Origin of the sequence: Roseibium sp., assembly GCF_039982295.1 — a bacterium.
Classification (GTDB): domain Bacteria; phylum Pseudomonadota; class Alphaproteobacteria; order Rhizobiales; family Stappiaceae; genus Roseibium.
The window spans coordinates 138,808-154,261 of sequence record NZ_JBDWYP010000003.1 but is presented as its reverse complement, the minus strand read 5'-3'; the positions used below and the strand labels follow the sequence as shown (position 1 = coordinate 154,261).

Below are 15,454 nucleotides of genomic sequence, written 5' to 3'. Positions count from 1 at the left end.
CAAACCGGATGACTGCGGCAATTGCAGATATACAACCGACCGGAATGCGGGATCTACTCGCGCGGCAGGTCATTTTCGCTCTTGTCGTCGTTCTTGTGCTCGCCATATCTGCAAGCCTGTCGATTGGGCCGATTAGAATTCCAATCCTTGATGTCGCACAGAGCTATCTCTTGAATCTGTTCAATGGCGCAGAGGAAACTCCTGTAGGCATAAACCTGCGAGACTGGATCGTACTGAGTGAAATTCGGCTGCCCAGAACGCTCCTCGGAGCGCTTGTCGGCTCTGCCCTCGCCGTTTCTGGTGCCGTAATGCAAGGTCTTTTCAGGAACCCCTTAGCGGACCCGGGCATCGTCGGCGTTTCCGCCGGAGCGGGCCTCGGCGCAGCAAGCCTCATCGTCCTTGGCGGAACAACTCTTGCCCCGATCGTCTCGATCTTTGGGATCTACGCTCTCCCCCTTGCAGCCTTTGGCGGCGGTCTTTGCTCTACATGGCTGCTCTATCGAATAGGCACTCGAGGCGGCATCACCTCCGTAGCCACGCTGCTTCTGGCGGGCATCGCTCTTGGTGCATTTGCAGGCGCGATCACAGGGCTTCTTATCTATGTGGCCGATGACCAGCAACTCAGAGACCTGACTTTCTGGGGATTGGGCTCCCTCGCCGGCGCTTCCTGGGAAAAGGTTTTTGCAGCTGCGCCACTAATTTGCGCGACCCTTTTTCTGTTACCAGTTCTTGCAAATGGTTTGAACGCATTGATGCTTGGAGAAGCTGCAGCAGGCCACTTGGGCATTCGCGTTCAGCGTCTTAAAAACATCAGTATCATCATGGTCGCAGCAGCTTCCGGAGCGTCGGTTGCGGTAAGCGGCGGAATTGGATTCGTGGGTATTATCGTCCCTCATCTTCTTAGACTGACCATAGGTCCCGACCATCGCTACCTTTTGCCCGCTTCAGCCCTTTTAGGAGCGAGCTTTCTCATCGCGACAGACACAATAAGTCGAACAATCGTTGCTCCGGCTGAATTACCCATCGGTATTCTGACTGCATTCATGGGTGCACCGTTCTTCCTTTGGCTCCTGCTTCGCAAACGCGGCCTGAGTAGCTTTTGATGGAGAACACAGCCTTGAAGCCTCAAGAAAAAGCTGGAAGCCTTGAGGCACTTGACCTTGAGGTAGGGTATGATCGAGCTCCGATCATCAAAGGTCTCAGTTTTGCGGCTGAGCCAGGGCTCTTTCATACCATCCTAGGCCCGAACGGCTCAGGCAAGAGCACACTCTTGAAGGCACTAACCGGAGAACTCCCCTACTCTGGCAGTGTCACGCTTAATGGCGAGAACCTGAGCACCATCAGGCCGGAAACATTGGCTTTGCGACGAGGCGTACTACCCCAGCATACAGTTCTCGCCTTTCCGCTCACTGTTGCCGAGGTCGTCAGTCTTGGTGTCCTACGCAATGACACTGTGGGAACAGCAACGCAGCGACGCAACCGTATCATCGACGCACTTGGCATGGTTGACCTGGAGGGATTTGAGAACAGGCAGTATCAGTCGCTCTCCGGCGGAGAACAGCAGCGTGTGCAGCTCGCCCGTGTCCTATGCCAGGTTTGGCGTCCTGTCGCAGAGGACGGTAGCCGCCGCTGGCTCTTTCTCGATGAGCCTGTATCCAGCCTGGATATCAAGCACCAAATCCAGATCATGAACATTGCCGCCGACTATGCTCGACGCGGCGGTGGTGTCTTGGCGGTGATGCATGACCTCAATCTCACGGCCAGCTTTGCCGACACCGTCATGGTCATTCGAAACGGTGAACTGAAGATCATGGGAAGCGTGGCCGCCGTCTACAAGGACGAAATTCTCTCTGATGCCTACGACTACGACATTCAGGTATCTCATGTAGATGGGCGCAGCGCACCAATCGTTCTCGCGCGGCATGGCTAGCAATCCATCTCGGCGTACCGGCGAAAGAAACCTAAAAGCGTGCAGTTCAAGGGAGTGCATTGGCCAAGCGCTTCTGTCTGAGGCTAAGATTTGGGATATGTTTCAGCTTTGCTTTTTCGCCTCGATGCCCCCATAAAGACAGCTCTAAAATCGCAGCTTTTTGGATGATAAATTGTAATGATTTTTCCCTGTATTTTGTCCGGAGGCATCGGCTCGCGGCTTTGGCCTCTTTCGCGTAAGGACCGGCCAAAACAATTCCTGCCCATTTTCAATGGTGAAAGCCTTTTCCAGAAAACCATCAAGCGCGTTCAGGGAGAAGCCTTTGGCGCACCGATTGTGATCGGAAACAACAACCATCGCTTTCTGATGGGTGAGCAGCTTGCGGAAACAGGTGTCGAGGCGGACACCATTCTTCTCGAACCAATGGGTCGCAACACGGCCGCACCGACCGCCATGGCAGCTCTTCTTGCTGGCGAAAGAGATCCCGAGACGCTTGTTCTTCTACTCCCCTCAGATCATCTGATCGGCGAGGAGGAAGTCTTCCGGAAGGCGGTTGGGAACGCGTCAGGCGCCGCCCGTTCCGGACAAATCGTGACTTTCGGCATTACCCCGCATGAGCCGAATACGGGGTATGGTTATATTCGGCTTGAGGATGGCGCCGCTCCAGTCAGAAAGGTTGCGGCCTTTGTCGAAAAGCCCGACCTTTTGACAGCAAAAAAGTTTCTTGCAGATCACAACTACGTCTGGAACGCGGGGATCTTTCTTTATTCCGCAAAAGCGATGATCGAAGCATTTGAAACACACCAGCCTCAGTTGATGGCCGATATTCGAGCGGCTCTGGCAACGCGCTCAAGAGATCTAGATTTCACGCGTCTGAGTGAAGACGCTTTTGCCAAGATCGAAAGTATCTCGATCGACTACGCGATCATGGAAAAGGCACCCAATATCTCTTGTGTCCCCATGGCCCCACAGTGGGATGATCTAGGGTCATGGTCCGCAATCTGGGATGTTCTCGAAAAAGATCCAGAAGGCAACAGTGGCCTTGGCGATACACGGTTCCTCGGATCGCAGAATTGTCTCGCCTATGCCGACGACGGTCTGGTGTCGGTAATAGGCCTTTCCGACGTTCTTGTTATTTCAACACGCGACAGCGTCCTTGTCGCCCACAAGGACAAGGCCCAGGATGTAAAGAAGATTGTAGAGGCCCTGGAGAATGAAGGGCGAGAAGAGGTCAACGCCCACCCCCGCACCTACAAGCCTTGGGGCTGGACCGAACGCATCAATTCCGGCGACAGATTTTCTGTCCAATCAATGATGATCAAGCCAGGAAAAGGCCTCACCCTTCAGAGCCACCTGCACCGTGCCGAACATTGGGTCGTCGTCTCTGGAACCGTTGAGATCACCATCGAAGGAAAAGCCGAATTGCTCACGGAGAACCAGTCGGCATTTGTTCCCCTTGGGGCCCAGCACAAGTTGTACAATCCCGGCAAGATCCCCGTACGAATGATCGAGGTTCAGTCAGGAACCTATCTGGATGCCGACGACATCCTGCGTCATTCGTGAGAATTCAAACCTGAATTTAGACGAGAAGCTCATCACGTCGCGGCGGGTTCGCCCCTGCCCGCGAAACGGTAATTGCCGCCGTCTGCGCCCCCAGTGCCAGCGCCTTTGCAAGCGTGCCTTCAGACACCTGCGCGATGGTGTCCCGCTGAAGAGCACCGCTCTCTTGCAATATGGCCAAAACGCCTGCGTTGAAAGTATCACCAGCTCCAACCGTATCGACCACTCGCACTGAAAGGCCCGGCACGGATACATCAAGACCAGAAGCTGTGAAACCGACAGCTCCTTTTGTGCCTCGTGTGACCAAGACGACAGACACTCCCAAGCCCATAATAGCCTGAGACTTTTCCCGAAGAGACTGAGGTCCGGGCAAAATCCAGTCGAGATCTTCGTCTGAGACTTTGACGATATCGGCGCTCCGCAACATCCGATCAAGCCGCTGACGATAACGAGCATCGTCACGGATGAAACCCGGCCTGATGTTGGGATCGATCATGATGACCTTTTGCCGAGCGTACCGTACCAGCAAATCCGCATAGGCATCGGCGCAGGGCTCGACGGCCAAGCTGATACCGCCAAAAAACAGCGCTTCGACCGCAGGGGTTAGCTCAGGAATGTCTGGGGAATCGAGCATTCGACCCGCCGAATTTTCATCATAAAACGTATAGGTTGCCTGCCCCTCATCTAGTTGAACAAAAGCTAGAGTGGTCGGTAGGTCGCTACGAATGGAGGGTGTCGCATCGACAGAACTTGCCGCAAGAGCCTGCTCTAACTGCACTCCGAAGAGATCTGTCGAAAGGCCGGTCAGCATGCCGGTTTTAATTTCTAGTCGTCCCAACGCAATCGCCGTATTGAAAACGGCGCCACCCGGATGAGGAACAAATGCTGTTTGCCCGGAAGCGCTCTTCTCCGGGATCATGTCAATAAGCGCTTCACCGCAGCAGAGGATCATGATCTCAATGGCTTCCTTCACTGAGATAGGCTTGGAGGGTCTTGCGCGTACCGCGCTCCCAAAGGCTATTCAGCTGTCGTTCGAACGCCTTTGCGAAGACATCGTTGCGGCCGAGGTCTCCGAAAACATCGTCAAGCGCGAGGAATGCCGTAGGGTTTTCTTTCGAACGTATTGCGGCACCGCGCAGCTGTTCGGCGCGCTCATCTTCCAGAATGACGCCACTGCCTGAAAGTACACTTTCCGCGCAGTAACGGCACCAGAAGGCAACCTCTAACGCAAGCCCTTCGATCAAGCGACCTGCGTGAAGCGCATCCGCGATCGTAGGCAGTATGAACTTCGGTTGCCGATTCGAACCGTCCAAGCAAAGCCGTGCCACCGTGTCCCCAATTTCCGGATTTGCAAACCGCGAAACACAGGTCTCGAGATACTCATCGAAATCGATTCCGGGTATGGGCGGAACGACCGGAATCACATCCGTGCGCGCCAACTTCTTGAACCAACCCGTGATGTCAGGGTCTGCCATCGCTTCATGAACAAAATGATAGCCAAGCAACGCAGATGGATAGGCGATCGCCGCATGACCGCCGTTCAAAATTCGAAGCTTCATCAACTCATACGGGGCGACATCGTCGACAAATTGAACACCAACAGCCTCCAGAGACGGGCGGCCGGCCGGAAACCGGTCCTCCATCACCCACTGGCGAAAAGGTTCGCAGGCAACCGGAGCATCATCCTGGATCTCGAATTTCTGAGCGACAAGTCCCACTTCGCGCGCTGAGGTGGCCGGCGTGATACAATCGACCATACTGCTCGGAAATGCGACATTCGCCTCGATCCAGCCTGCAAGATCGGGAACCATTTGCTTTGCCAATCCGACAACGGTCTGGCGTGCGACATGTCCGTTTTCAGGCAGGTTGTCGCAAGACAAGATTGTGAATGGCTCGAGGCCACTGTCCTTGCGCAGGCCCAATGCGACGATCAAAATGCCAAATATCGTTTGCGGTGCTTCAGGGTTTCCGACATCACCTTGGATCTCGTGATGGGATAGATCAAGCAGTCCGGTTTTTGCGTCGACATAGTACCCTCCCTCAGTAATCGTCAGCGAGACGATCCGTATTTCCGGGCGAATGAGAGTGGCAATAAGCGCAGCCGGATCGATGTCCGCAAAGTCCGTCATGACACCTGTCACACGAGCACTCAGACCGTTCGGTTCCAGCTCCACCACCGTCGTCAACCAGTCTTGCCCGGCGAGACGATCTCTCATCGCCTTGTCGTAACTCTTGACGCCAGCGCCAATGATCGCCCAGTCGTGGTCGAGGCCCTTGTTGAACAGCCGGTCCAGATAGACGGCCTGATGCGCACGATGGAAATTGCCGACACCAACATGCACGATGCCCGGAGACAGCTGATCCCGGGTATACAGCGGAGTGCTGACACTTTCACCCAGGTCGGACAGGGTGGACAGAGACAATTTTGTTGTCACATTCGCCTCTTACAGATTTACTGGCATTTGAATTCGCCTGAGGGCGAAATTACAGAAGAAGGGGCTGCGTGGATACGTCACGCTCCCAAATCAGCTTGTGCGAAAACACGACGCGCAGGCAGCGCCTGTGCTTATCGAATGGTTATTCCGTCCGCATCAAAACGATGAAGATGTTCCGGCATCGGCGTAACGTGGACAATGTCGCCATGGTGAACGCCTGCCTCTCCCTGAACACGAACGGTCAGTGGGGCGAGCCCATCTACGTGTACGTAGAGGAAGGTGTCAGACCCAAGGTGCTCGGCAACGCCGACCTTGCCCATCCAGGTTCCGGAAGTTCCCGAAAGGCTTAGATGCTCCGGGCGAATACCGATGCAATGCGCGCCGTGTTTCTCGGCTTCCTCGCCTTCAACAAAATTCATCTTGGGCGAGCCAATAAAACCGGCGACGAACTTGTTTGCCGGCGCACGGTACAAGGCCAGCGGGGATCCCACTTGCTCAATCCGGCCAGCCTGCAACACGACGATCTTGTCCGCCATTGTCATCGCTTCGACCTGATCGTGCGTCACATAGACCATCGTCGTTTTCAGGGATTGGTGCAGTTCCGATATTTCCAGCCTCATGTTGACGCGCAATGCTGCGTCGAGATTGGACAGCGGCTCGTCAAACAGAAATGCAGACGGCTCACGAACGATTGCTCGACCAATTGCGACACGCTGGCGCTGACCGCCAGAAAGTTGGCCAGGACGGCGGTCCAGGTAATCGGTCAGGTTCAAGATCGCAGCTGCTGACGAAACACGCCGCTCCTGTTCTGCAGGATCAATTTTGGCCATCTTCAGCGGGAAGGAGATATTCTTGCGAACGGACATATGCGGATAGAGAGCGTAGGACTGGAACACCATGGCCAGTCCTCGCTTTGCAGGGGCCACTTCTGTCGCGTCCTTGCCATCGATCTCGATATGCCCGTCCGTGACGTCTTCGAGGCCTGCGATCAACCGCAACAACGTTGACTTGCCACATCCCGACGGACCAACGAAAACGACGAATTCTCCGTCTTCAATATCCAGGTCCAAGGGGCGAATGACTTCGACATCGCCAAAGGCCTTGGTGACTTGTTTGAGAGATATCTTGCCCATGGTCAGATTTCCTATTTCACAGCGCCAAAGGTCAGGCCACGTACCAGCTGCTTCTGACTGAACCAGCCAAGAATCAGGATCGGAGCGATGGCCAATGTCGAGGCAGCCGATAGCTTTGCGTAGAAGAGACCTTCCGGGCTGGAATAGCTCGCAATGAAGGCAGTGAGCGGAGCGGCTTTCGCCGCCGTCAGATTGAGAGTCCAGAACGCCTCGTTCCAGGCAAGAATGACGTTCAGGAGGAGCGTCGAGGCGATGCCCGGAACAGCCATGGGGGTGAGGACGTGGACGACCTCGTTCCAGAGCGTCGCTCCGTCCATACGTGCCGCTTCCAGGATCTCTCCAGGAATTTCCTTGAAGTAGGTGAACAGCATCCAGACAATGATCGGAAGATTGATCAGCGTGAGAACGATCACCAGTCCCAGTCGCGTGTCGAGGAGACCGAAGTCACGGAACAACAGGTAAATCGGAATCAGGACCCCTACTGGAGGCAGCATTTTGGTGGACAACATCCACATCAGGACGTCTTTGGTCCGCTTGCCCGGAACAAAGGCCATAGACCAAGCTGCAGGAATTGCAATTGCAAGGCCTAGCAGGGTCGAGCCAAGTGAGATGATCACCGAGTTCATGAAGTGCAGAAAGTAATCTGACCGCTCATTGACTTCGGTGTAGTTCTCCAGGGTCCAGTCGAACAGCAGGAAGGAAGGAGGCGATGCGATGGCCTCTGCCTCGGTCTTGAAGCTTGTCAGGACGGTCCAGAGAATCGGGAAGAAGATGGTCAAGCCGATTGCCCAGGCAACAAGTGTGACGACAAACTTTCGTTGATTGGAAACGCGCCGCGCCATGATCAAGCCTCCAGGTTCTTGCCGATCATCCTCATCAGGAAGATCGCAACGATGTTGGCGAGAATGACAGCAATGATGCCGCCGGCCGAGCCGCCCCCGACGTCGAACTGCAACAGCGACTGTGCGTAGACGAGATAGGTGATGTTGGTAGACGCATAGCCTGGTCCGCCATTGGTCGTAACCAGGATCTCGGCGAAAACGGACAAGAGGAAAATTGTCTGGATCAGGACAACAACCGTGATCGCGCGAGACATGTGCGGGAGCACGATATAGATGAACCGACTGCCAAAATTGGCGCCATCCATTTTGGACGCTTCAAGCTGCTCCTGATCGAGTGACTGTAGCGCGGTGAGAAGAATAAGCGTCGCAAAAGGCAACCATTGCCAGGCGACGATCAGAATGATCGAAAACAGCGGTGCATGAGCGAGAAAGTCAAAAGGCTCCAGTCCCACGCCCTTGGCCATATGCGCGAAGAGGCCATTGACCGGGTTCATGAACATGTTCTTCCAGACCAGCGCCGACACTGTCGGCATCACGAAGAAAGGCGCAATCACCAGAATACGAACGATGCCCTGGCCCCAAAATGGTTGGTCCAGAAGCAATGCGAGAGCCGTCCCACCAACGATCGTGATGAAGAGCACTCCAACGACCAGCAGAATAGTGTTGGTCAGCGCCTCAAAAAACGCCGGGTCCGTCAGAAAAAACTCGTAGTTGGTGAAGCCGATGAACTCTTCCATTCCCGGCATCAAAAGATTGTAGCTCAGGAAAGAAAAGTAGACGGTCATGGAGAGCGGAACGATCATCCAACCGAGCAGCAAAAGCACAGCAGGAGAAATCATGAACCGCGCCGCGGCACGAGAATGAGCGGTAGCCATTGGTCCAGCCAGTTCAGTACGGAAAAGGCGAGACCGATCCGTCATGGACCGGTCTCAAGTCAGGCATCGATTACTTGATGTAACCAGACTTCTTCATTGTGCGCTCGGTGATCGCCTGAGCGTTTGCGAGGGCTTCATCTGCGGTGACGTTTCCAGCGAGTGCCGCCGCAAAAGCCTGTCCAACCGCCGTTGCAATGCCCTGGAATTCAGGAATTGCGACGAACTGGACGCCCACGTAAGGCACCGGATCAACCGTCGGGTTGGTCGGATCTGCCGAGTTGATGCTATCAAGCGTCATCTTGGCAAAAGGCACCTTCTGATATTCCGGGTTCTCGTAAAGCGAAGTCCGGGTTCCAGGAGGTACATTCGCCCAGCCTTCCTTCTCTGCCACGAGCTCGAGGTATTCCTTGGAAGTCGCCCAGTCGATGAATTTCTTGGCAGCTTCTTCCTTCTGAGTTCCAGCCGGGATAGCCAGAGACCATGCCCAGAGCCAGTTGCCACGCTTGCCAAGACCATTGTCCGGAGCAAGTGCGAAGCCAACCTGATCGGCAACAGTGCTGTCGGCAGGGTTGGTCACGAAGGAGGCAGCCACAGTGGCATCAATCCACATACCGCACTTGCCGGTCTGGAACAGCGACAGGTTCTCGTTGAAGCCGTTAGAAGATGCTCCTGGAGGTCCTGCGTCTTCCATCAGATCGAGATAGAAGTTGAGAGTGCTCTTCCAGGCCTCTCCGTCGAACTGAGGCGTCCAGTTTTCGTCGAACCAACGCGCGCCGAACGAGTTCGCTGTTGCGGTCAAGAACGCCATGTTCTCGCCCCAGCCCGCCTTGCCGCGCAGACAGATGCCGTAGACTTCATTGTCCTTGTCGGTCATGGCACGTGCGGCCTTGCCGATGAATTCCCATGTGGGCGCATCCGGCATTTCAAGACCGGCCTTCTCCATCAGGTCCTTCCGGTACATGACCATCGAGCTTTCACCGTAGAACGGTGCCGCGTAGAGCTCACCGTCGATCGTCAGACCACCACGGATCGCCGGAAGAATGTCGTCGACATCATATTCGGCAGGAAGATCGTTTAGAGAAACAAGCCAGCCCTGCTTGCCCCAGATCGGCACTTCATATGTGCCGATCGTCATCACATCGAACTGTCCACCCTTGGTCGCAATATCCGTTGTGACGCGCTGACGCAGCACGTTTTCTTCCATCGTGAGCCATTCCAGCTCGATGTCCGGATTTTGCGCCGTGAAGTCATCGGCCAGCTTCTGCATGCGGATCATGTCGCCGTTGTTGACCGTTGCGATGGTCAGCTTTTCGGCAAGCACAGGCGAAGCTACGAGCGTCAGTGCTGTCGCACCCAAGAGGGCACGTGAAAAAAGGGTCATAATTTCCTCCCAAAGCTCAAACTGAGCATTTGCTAATTAGGCGAGCAAATATTCACAAAAGAGTCGCGAGACGTCAAGCTGCAGCGCAACGTCACAGCGAAACTTTCGTTGCTGCAATGCAAAAAAAGACGAAGAATCAAATAATTAATCTTTAGGAACTTTGCCCAACAATGAGAGTGACATGACCTCAACGCCAGAAATTTCGCCCAAAGCGTGAGCAAAGGCGAGCGCACAATTTTTAATCAGCGCCGAATGACCCGCTGGGGAGTCTCAACGAGCCAAAAGAAGTTCGGCCGTCGCTTCATTGGTGATCAGCCCGTTGACGAGGTGGCCAGCCAAAGCACCTAGGATGGCATCCACCTTGAGATCTCCGGCCGCTATTCCGACAATGGGCTTTTCGCTAAATGGAACCAATGGCGCACTCGCGACCCTGCTATTGGTCAAGCCTTCGATGAGCTGACCATCGCCGTCGAATACCCAGCTGGTTATTTCCCCTGCAGCCCCTGCTGCGTTCAGCGCGTCGAGCTCCGAGCGGTCGATAAACCCGTCAATGAAAAGTGGAGCGGTTTCATCCATGTTGCCGATGCCAACGAAGGTAACATCTGCCTTCTTGGAGAGTTCGAGGATGTTATGAACCGGCTCTTGATTGTGCAGCAGTGTTCGCTCTTCCGTCGATCTCGCGAACACCGGCAAAGGCATGGGGTAGTGGCGGGCATTGATCCGGTCTGCCATCCGAATAATGACGTTGTAGGCTGATGCCGAACCATCGGAATTCATATTGCCCAGCAGCGAAACAATTCGGTGTTGCGGGCAATCCATAGCCGGTAGTTGATCTACCGACGCCCTGAGCGCTCGGCCAGTTCCAAACGCAATCACCTTGGGCTCCGTCGCCTTGAGGTGCCGCTCCATCTCTGTTGCCGCCGCCTGCGCGAGACCGATGATGGAAAGCGGGTTCACGGGATCACTTGGAACAACCTCGCACATCTTGAGACCGAAACGGTCCTTCATCTTTTCTGCGAGTTCCATGCAATGCGCGATCGGGTGATCAAGGCGAACCTTGATCAATCGTTCGCTTACCGCCAGGGACACAAGTCTCTGGGCCGTCTGCCTCGAGATCCCGAGCTTGCGGGCGATCTCGTCCTGCGTATTCCCGGCAACATAGTAGAGCCAACCCGCACGTGCTGCGTCATCGAGACGAGTAGGGTCGTTTTCTGTCTTAGTCGCCATTAATCAGCCTTGAGCCTGCAATCAAACTGCCATCAACTTTGGCGCCATAGCAAAAAAACGAGACCAAGTGTCAAAAAACGGCGCAGGTGGCTGGATCTTAACATTCTTGGCGTCGCTCTCCGAAAGGTGACTTCCACCTACAAAGTGCCAGACTTCCATCCCTGCAGCGCGCGCAGCCTGAAGTCCTGGAACGCTGTCCTCAATCACCAGACAAGCCTCAGGCGAAACGCCGAGAGAAGCTGCAGCGTGCAAAAAAAGGTCCGGCTCCGGCTTGCCGCGTTCAACTTCAGAGGCAGTAAAAACACGGTCATCGAAAAAGCGACGCAGGCCGGTAATCGCAAGTGAACGTGCAACGCGTTCCGGACTACTGCTTGTTGCGACGCAGTTTTTGACGCCAAGGTTTTCGATCACACTTTGGACACCCTCAACGGGATGAAGCTCCCGCTCGAAAGCCTCAAGCAAGCTAGACCTGTAGCTAGTTTCGAAATCCGCAGGTAAGTCCACTTCAAAATCGCTGCGTATGCTGGCCGCAACTTTTGGAAAGCTACGACCAAGGAAATGGGTTTTGAAATAGGTCCAATTGACCTTTACACCCAATTGATCCAGTGACGCCATCAACACCCGGGCGCTGATGATTTCACTATCGATCAGGACGCCATCACAATCGAAGATGACCGCGTCAATGTCTTTTGAAAGTTGAAAGCACATGACGGCCTTATAGCCGTTTTTGCGCCCGGTTTCAGAAATCTCGCATTCAACTGGAATGAAATAGATAGGGCGCGGACTTGGTGCGCCCGTCTCTGAGCACCAGTTCGCCCGCCACTAGCGAAGACGTTTCTCGGTTTCCGGATCAAACAGAAAAAGAGCGTCCTCAGCCAGTGATGGCAAGACCCTGGCGCCTGATGCGGGAGCCTCTATGCCTTTCGTCTCGACCACCACACGTTCGCCTGTTGGACAGATTAAATAGGTATAGGCGACCCCACCTAATTGCTCGGTCAGATCCACCTCGGCACCGGTCTCAGAGGCCGCAATTGTGATGTCCTGTGGACGTATCCCGACGGTCACCGGTGTCCCTTCACTGGGCAGCGCGACGTCCGTCTTAAAGGCTTTGTTGCCGAAGGCCGGCACAACAACTGCGCCGGATGATGCCAGGCCTTCAACGAAGTTCATGCTCGGAGAGCCAATAAAGCCGGCAACAAATTTGTTGTCCGGATTGGCATAGAGCTCCATCGGCGAACCAACCTGTTCGATATGACCGGCCCGCAAAACGACGATCTTGTCCGCGAGTGTCATGGCCTCAACCTGATCATGGGTCACATAGATCATGGTTGCGCCGATATCCTTGTGCAGACGAGCAATCTCAACTCGCATGTCGACCCGAAGCTCGGCGTCAAGATTGGAGAGGGGCTCATCGAACAGGAAAACTTCTGGCCCTCGCACAATGGCTCGCCCAATCGCGACACGTTGACGTTGACCGCCAGACAGTGCCTTCGGCTTTCGCTTCAGGTATTGGTCGAGCTTCAGAATCCGGCTGGCTTCGGACACCTTGGCTTCGATTTCCGTCTTCGGATGCCCAGTCATTTTGAGGCCGAAGCTCATGTTTTCTTCCACGGTCATATGCGGATAGAGCGCATAGGTCTGAAATACCATTGCCACGCCACGGTCCGCGGGATCAACAGCGGTGACATCACGCCCGCCGATTGCGATCTTCCCGTCCGTGGTTTCTTCGAGCCCCGCGATCATCCGCAACAACGTCGACTTGCCGCAACCAGAAGGCCCGACAAAAACGCAAAACTCGCCGTGTTCAACGGTCAGGTCCACTCCATGAACGACTTCGAGATCGCCGTATTTCTTCACTGCCTTGGTCAGCGTCACACCTGACATGGGATAAAGGCTCCTTGAATGATTTAGCCGGGAAATTGCCAGTTCGCGGCGGCCGCGGCGGTCTTGGCTGCGGTTTCCAACAGGACGGGGCGAAAGCTCTCAAGATGTTTCAGGGACTTGCGCTGGGTTGACGTCGTGACAGAGAGCGCGCCGAGGGGACGTCCAGATACCGAGAGGATTGGCGTTGCTATACAAATAATACCAGGCTCGTGCTCTTCCCGGTCGAATGCAACGCCATCTTTCCGGATATCGGCAAGCTCACTGCGCATCTCTTCTGAAGAAGTCAACGTATTGGGCGTGTAGCGGTAGAAAGACTGCTTTTCCAGAACCTGCGAGAGATCCGGTTCGTCAAGAAACGCCATCATCGCCTTGCCGACGCCGGTGCAATAACAAGGACCGACCTTGCCTGCCTGGGAAAACATCTCGATCGGAGACGCAGCATTGCGCTTGTCGACGTAAAGAACCTGCCCATTGTCGAGCTGCGCCAAATGGACAGTTTCGCCTGCAGTCTTCGCCAGCTCTTCGATGAATGGCCTTGCGATCGGAGCAAGTGAACTCTGCTTCCAGGCCGCATGAGCAAGGCGCACGAGGCGTATGCCGAGAGAGTAGGTTTGCTGATGATCGTCATAAGCCAGCATGCCCTGGCTCACCAGAGTTTGCAGCAGCCGGTAAAGAGTGGCCTTCGGGTGAACGCTGTCTGAAAGCACTTCGGTGAACCGGACCGGCCGGCCCATGGCAGCGACCTGGTCAAGAACGGCTAACGCTTTGCCAACCGTGCCGTCTCCCCCGTCCTGCTTGTTCATCACGTCCTCCGATGGTCCTTGTTGTCGCCCAAGGCCTGTTGACAAACCTAACCCAGTCAAAGCAAGGTATCAATATACAAAACTTAGTTCCAAATATTGGAACATTCCATGGGAGGAAGTGATGCATACCATGCTGAAGATGACAGCGGCGGCGTTAGCCATTGTCGCAGCGAACACAGGCTCAACATTTGCGGCAGACCTGAGCGGAGATTTTAAAATCTTCCTCGACACATCCAACCCGGCGCCGCGGGCAACGATGGAAAAGATGATCGGCGATTTCCAGGCCCTTCATCCGGATCTGAACATCGAAACCACCGTCATCGATCGGGAAGCGTACAAGACGCAGATCCGCAACTTCCTGACAGCCAACTCTCCAGACGTCGCCACCTGGTATGCAGCCAACCGCATGCGCCCATATGTTGAAGCGGGGCTTTTCGAGGACGTGTCCGACCTTTGGGCCGAGCCTGCTATCGCAGACAATCTCGCCTCGACCAAAGGCGCAATGACGATTGACGGCAAGCAGTGGGGTGTTCCCTACACCTACTATCAGTGGGGTGTTTACTACCGGAAAGACATCTTCGACGAACTCGGCCTGTCTGAACCCACAAACTGGGAAGAAGAAAAAGCCAACTGTCAAAAGATCATCGATTCCGGCCGCAAGTGCTACACGATTGGCTCGAAGTTCCTTTGGACCGCCGGCGGCTGGTTCGATTACATGAACATGCGCACAAACGGTTTCGACTTCCATATGGATCTGCTGACAGGTCAGGCCTCCTGGGAAAGCGACGAGGTCCGCAAGACGTTCGCCAACTGGCGCGAGCTGATCGATATGGGCGCATTCATCGACAACCACGCCTCATACAGCTGGCAGGAGGCGCTGCCGTTCATGGTCAAGGGCGACGCCACCGCCTACCTGATGGGCAACTTCGCAGTTGCACCGCTGCGCGATGCCGGCCTGACCGATGATCAGCTGGATTTCTACCAGTTCGTGGAAATCAACCCGGGTGTTGAATTGGCTGAAGACGCTCCGACCGATACGTTCCACATCCCGTCGAACGCCACCAACAAGGAAGCTGCTCGTGAATTCCTGCGCTACGTCGCCTCTGCAGACGTTCAGACCTGGATCAACGATGGCAAGAACCTTGGCCAGCTGCCGGTGAACGCTCAGTCGAGCGTGGACAAGGACAAGTTCCTGGAACAGGGCTTTGAAATGCTGTCCACCAACTCTCCTGGCGGAGTTGCCCAGTTCTTTGATCGCGACGCTCCGGCTGAAATGGCGAAAGTCGCCATGGAAGGCTTGCAGGAATTCATGGTGAAGCCGGACAATCTCGACAAGATCCTGAAGCGCCTCGAACGCGCTCGTGGCCGGATCTACAAGAACTGA

Annotated in this window: 14 protein-coding genes; 4 read left to right on the top strand and 10 right to left on the bottom strand. The window is 55.0% G+C overall.

Annotated features, from left to right (window positions below):
- Positions 1–8 precede the first annotated feature (8 nt).
- From ABJZ52_RS00825 to ABJZ52_RS00815, 3 genes are all read left to right on the top strand, one after another.
- Positions 9–1,103: an iron chelate uptake ABC transporter family permease subunit gene (locus tag ABJZ52_RS00825; protein ID WP_348186688.1), complete on the top strand. Its 1,095-nt coding sequence runs from the start codon at positions 9–11 to the stop codon at positions 1,101–1,103.
- Between the two features lie 14 nt (positions 1,104–1,117).
- Positions 1,118–1,930: a heme ABC transporter ATP-binding protein gene (locus tag ABJZ52_RS00820; RefSeq protein WP_348186660.1), complete on the top strand. Its 813-nt coding sequence runs from the start codon at positions 1,118–1,120 to the stop codon at positions 1,928–1,930.
- Positions 1,931–2,107: 177 nt separating this feature from the next.
- Complete coding sequence (locus ABJZ52_RS00815) at positions 2,108–3,493, top strand: mannose-1-phosphate guanylyltransferase/mannose-6-phosphate isomerase (RefSeq protein ID WP_348186662.1); 1,386 nt, start codon at positions 2,108–2,110, stop codon at positions 3,491–3,493.
- Between the two features lie 16 nt (positions 3,494–3,509).
- On the opposite strand, the gene ABJZ52_RS00810 is transcribed toward ABJZ52_RS00815, so the two are convergent.
- The 10 genes from ABJZ52_RS00810 to ABJZ52_RS00765 all read right to left on the bottom strand — a co-directional run bounded on the left by ABJZ52_RS00810 (position 3,510) and on the right by ABJZ52_RS00765 (position 14,070).
- Positions 3,510–4,442, bottom strand: a complete 933-nt coding sequence (locus ABJZ52_RS00810) for a carbohydrate kinase (RefSeq protein ID WP_348186690.1) — start codon at positions 4,440–4,442, stop codon at positions 3,510–3,512.
- Between the two features lie 4 nt (positions 4,443–4,446).
- Positions 4,447–5,925, bottom strand: coding sequence for a mannitol dehydrogenase family protein (locus tag ABJZ52_RS00805; RefSeq protein ID WP_348186664.1), 1,479 nt, complete (start codon positions 5,923–5,925; stop codon positions 4,447–4,449).
- Positions 5,926–6,056: 131 nt separating this feature from the next.
- Positions 6,057–7,058: an ABC transporter ATP-binding protein gene (locus ABJZ52_RS00800; protein WP_348186666.1), complete on the bottom strand. Its 1,002-nt coding sequence runs from the start codon at positions 7,056–7,058 to the stop codon at positions 6,057–6,059.
- Between the two features lie 11 nt (positions 7,059–7,069).
- Positions 7,070–7,900: a carbohydrate ABC transporter permease gene (locus tag ABJZ52_RS00795; protein WP_348186668.1), complete on the bottom strand. Its 831-nt coding sequence runs from the start codon at positions 7,898–7,900 to the stop codon at positions 7,070–7,072.
- A 2-nt stretch (positions 7,901–7,902) separates the two neighbouring features.
- Complete coding sequence (locus ABJZ52_RS00790) at positions 7,903–8,775, bottom strand: sugar ABC transporter permease (RefSeq protein WP_348186692.1); 873 nt, start codon at positions 8,773–8,775, stop codon at positions 7,903–7,905.
- A 70-nt stretch (positions 8,776–8,845) separates the two neighbouring features.
- A complete protein-coding gene (locus ABJZ52_RS00785) occupies positions 8,846–10,156 on the bottom strand; it encodes a sugar ABC transporter substrate-binding protein (protein WP_348186670.1) in 1,311 nt (436 codons plus the stop codon).
- A 270-nt stretch (positions 10,157–10,426) separates the two neighbouring features.
- Positions 10,427–11,383 carry a sugar-binding transcriptional regulator gene (locus tag ABJZ52_RS00780; RefSeq protein ID WP_348186672.1) on the bottom strand — a complete coding sequence of 319 codons (957 nt, stop codon included), beginning with the start codon at positions 11,381–11,383 and terminating at the stop codon, positions 10,427–10,429.
- Positions 11,384–11,404: 21 nt separating this feature from the next.
- Positions 11,405–12,091, bottom strand: a complete 687-nt coding sequence (locus ABJZ52_RS00775) for an HAD family hydrolase (RefSeq protein WP_348186674.1) — start codon at positions 12,089–12,091, stop codon at positions 11,405–11,407.
- A 114-nt stretch (positions 12,092–12,205) separates the two neighbouring features.
- Entirely contained in the window at positions 12,206–13,267 is a 1,062-nt protein-coding gene (ugpC, locus tag ABJZ52_RS00770; RefSeq protein ID WP_348186676.1) for a sn-glycerol-3-phosphate ABC transporter ATP-binding protein UgpC, read from the bottom strand.
- A gap of 23 nt (positions 13,268–13,290) precedes the next feature.
- Positions 13,291–14,070 (bottom strand): IclR family transcriptional regulator, encoded by a 780-nt coding sequence (locus ABJZ52_RS00765; RefSeq protein WP_348186678.1) that lies wholly within the window; start codon positions 14,068–14,070, stop codon positions 13,291–13,293.
- A 121-nt stretch (positions 14,071–14,191) separates the two neighbouring features.
- On the opposite strand from ABJZ52_RS00765, the gene ABJZ52_RS00760 reads away from it, so the two are divergent.
- A complete protein-coding gene (locus ABJZ52_RS00760; protein WP_348186680.1) occupies positions 14,192–15,454 on the top strand; it encodes an ABC transporter substrate-binding protein in 1,263 nt (420 codons plus the stop codon).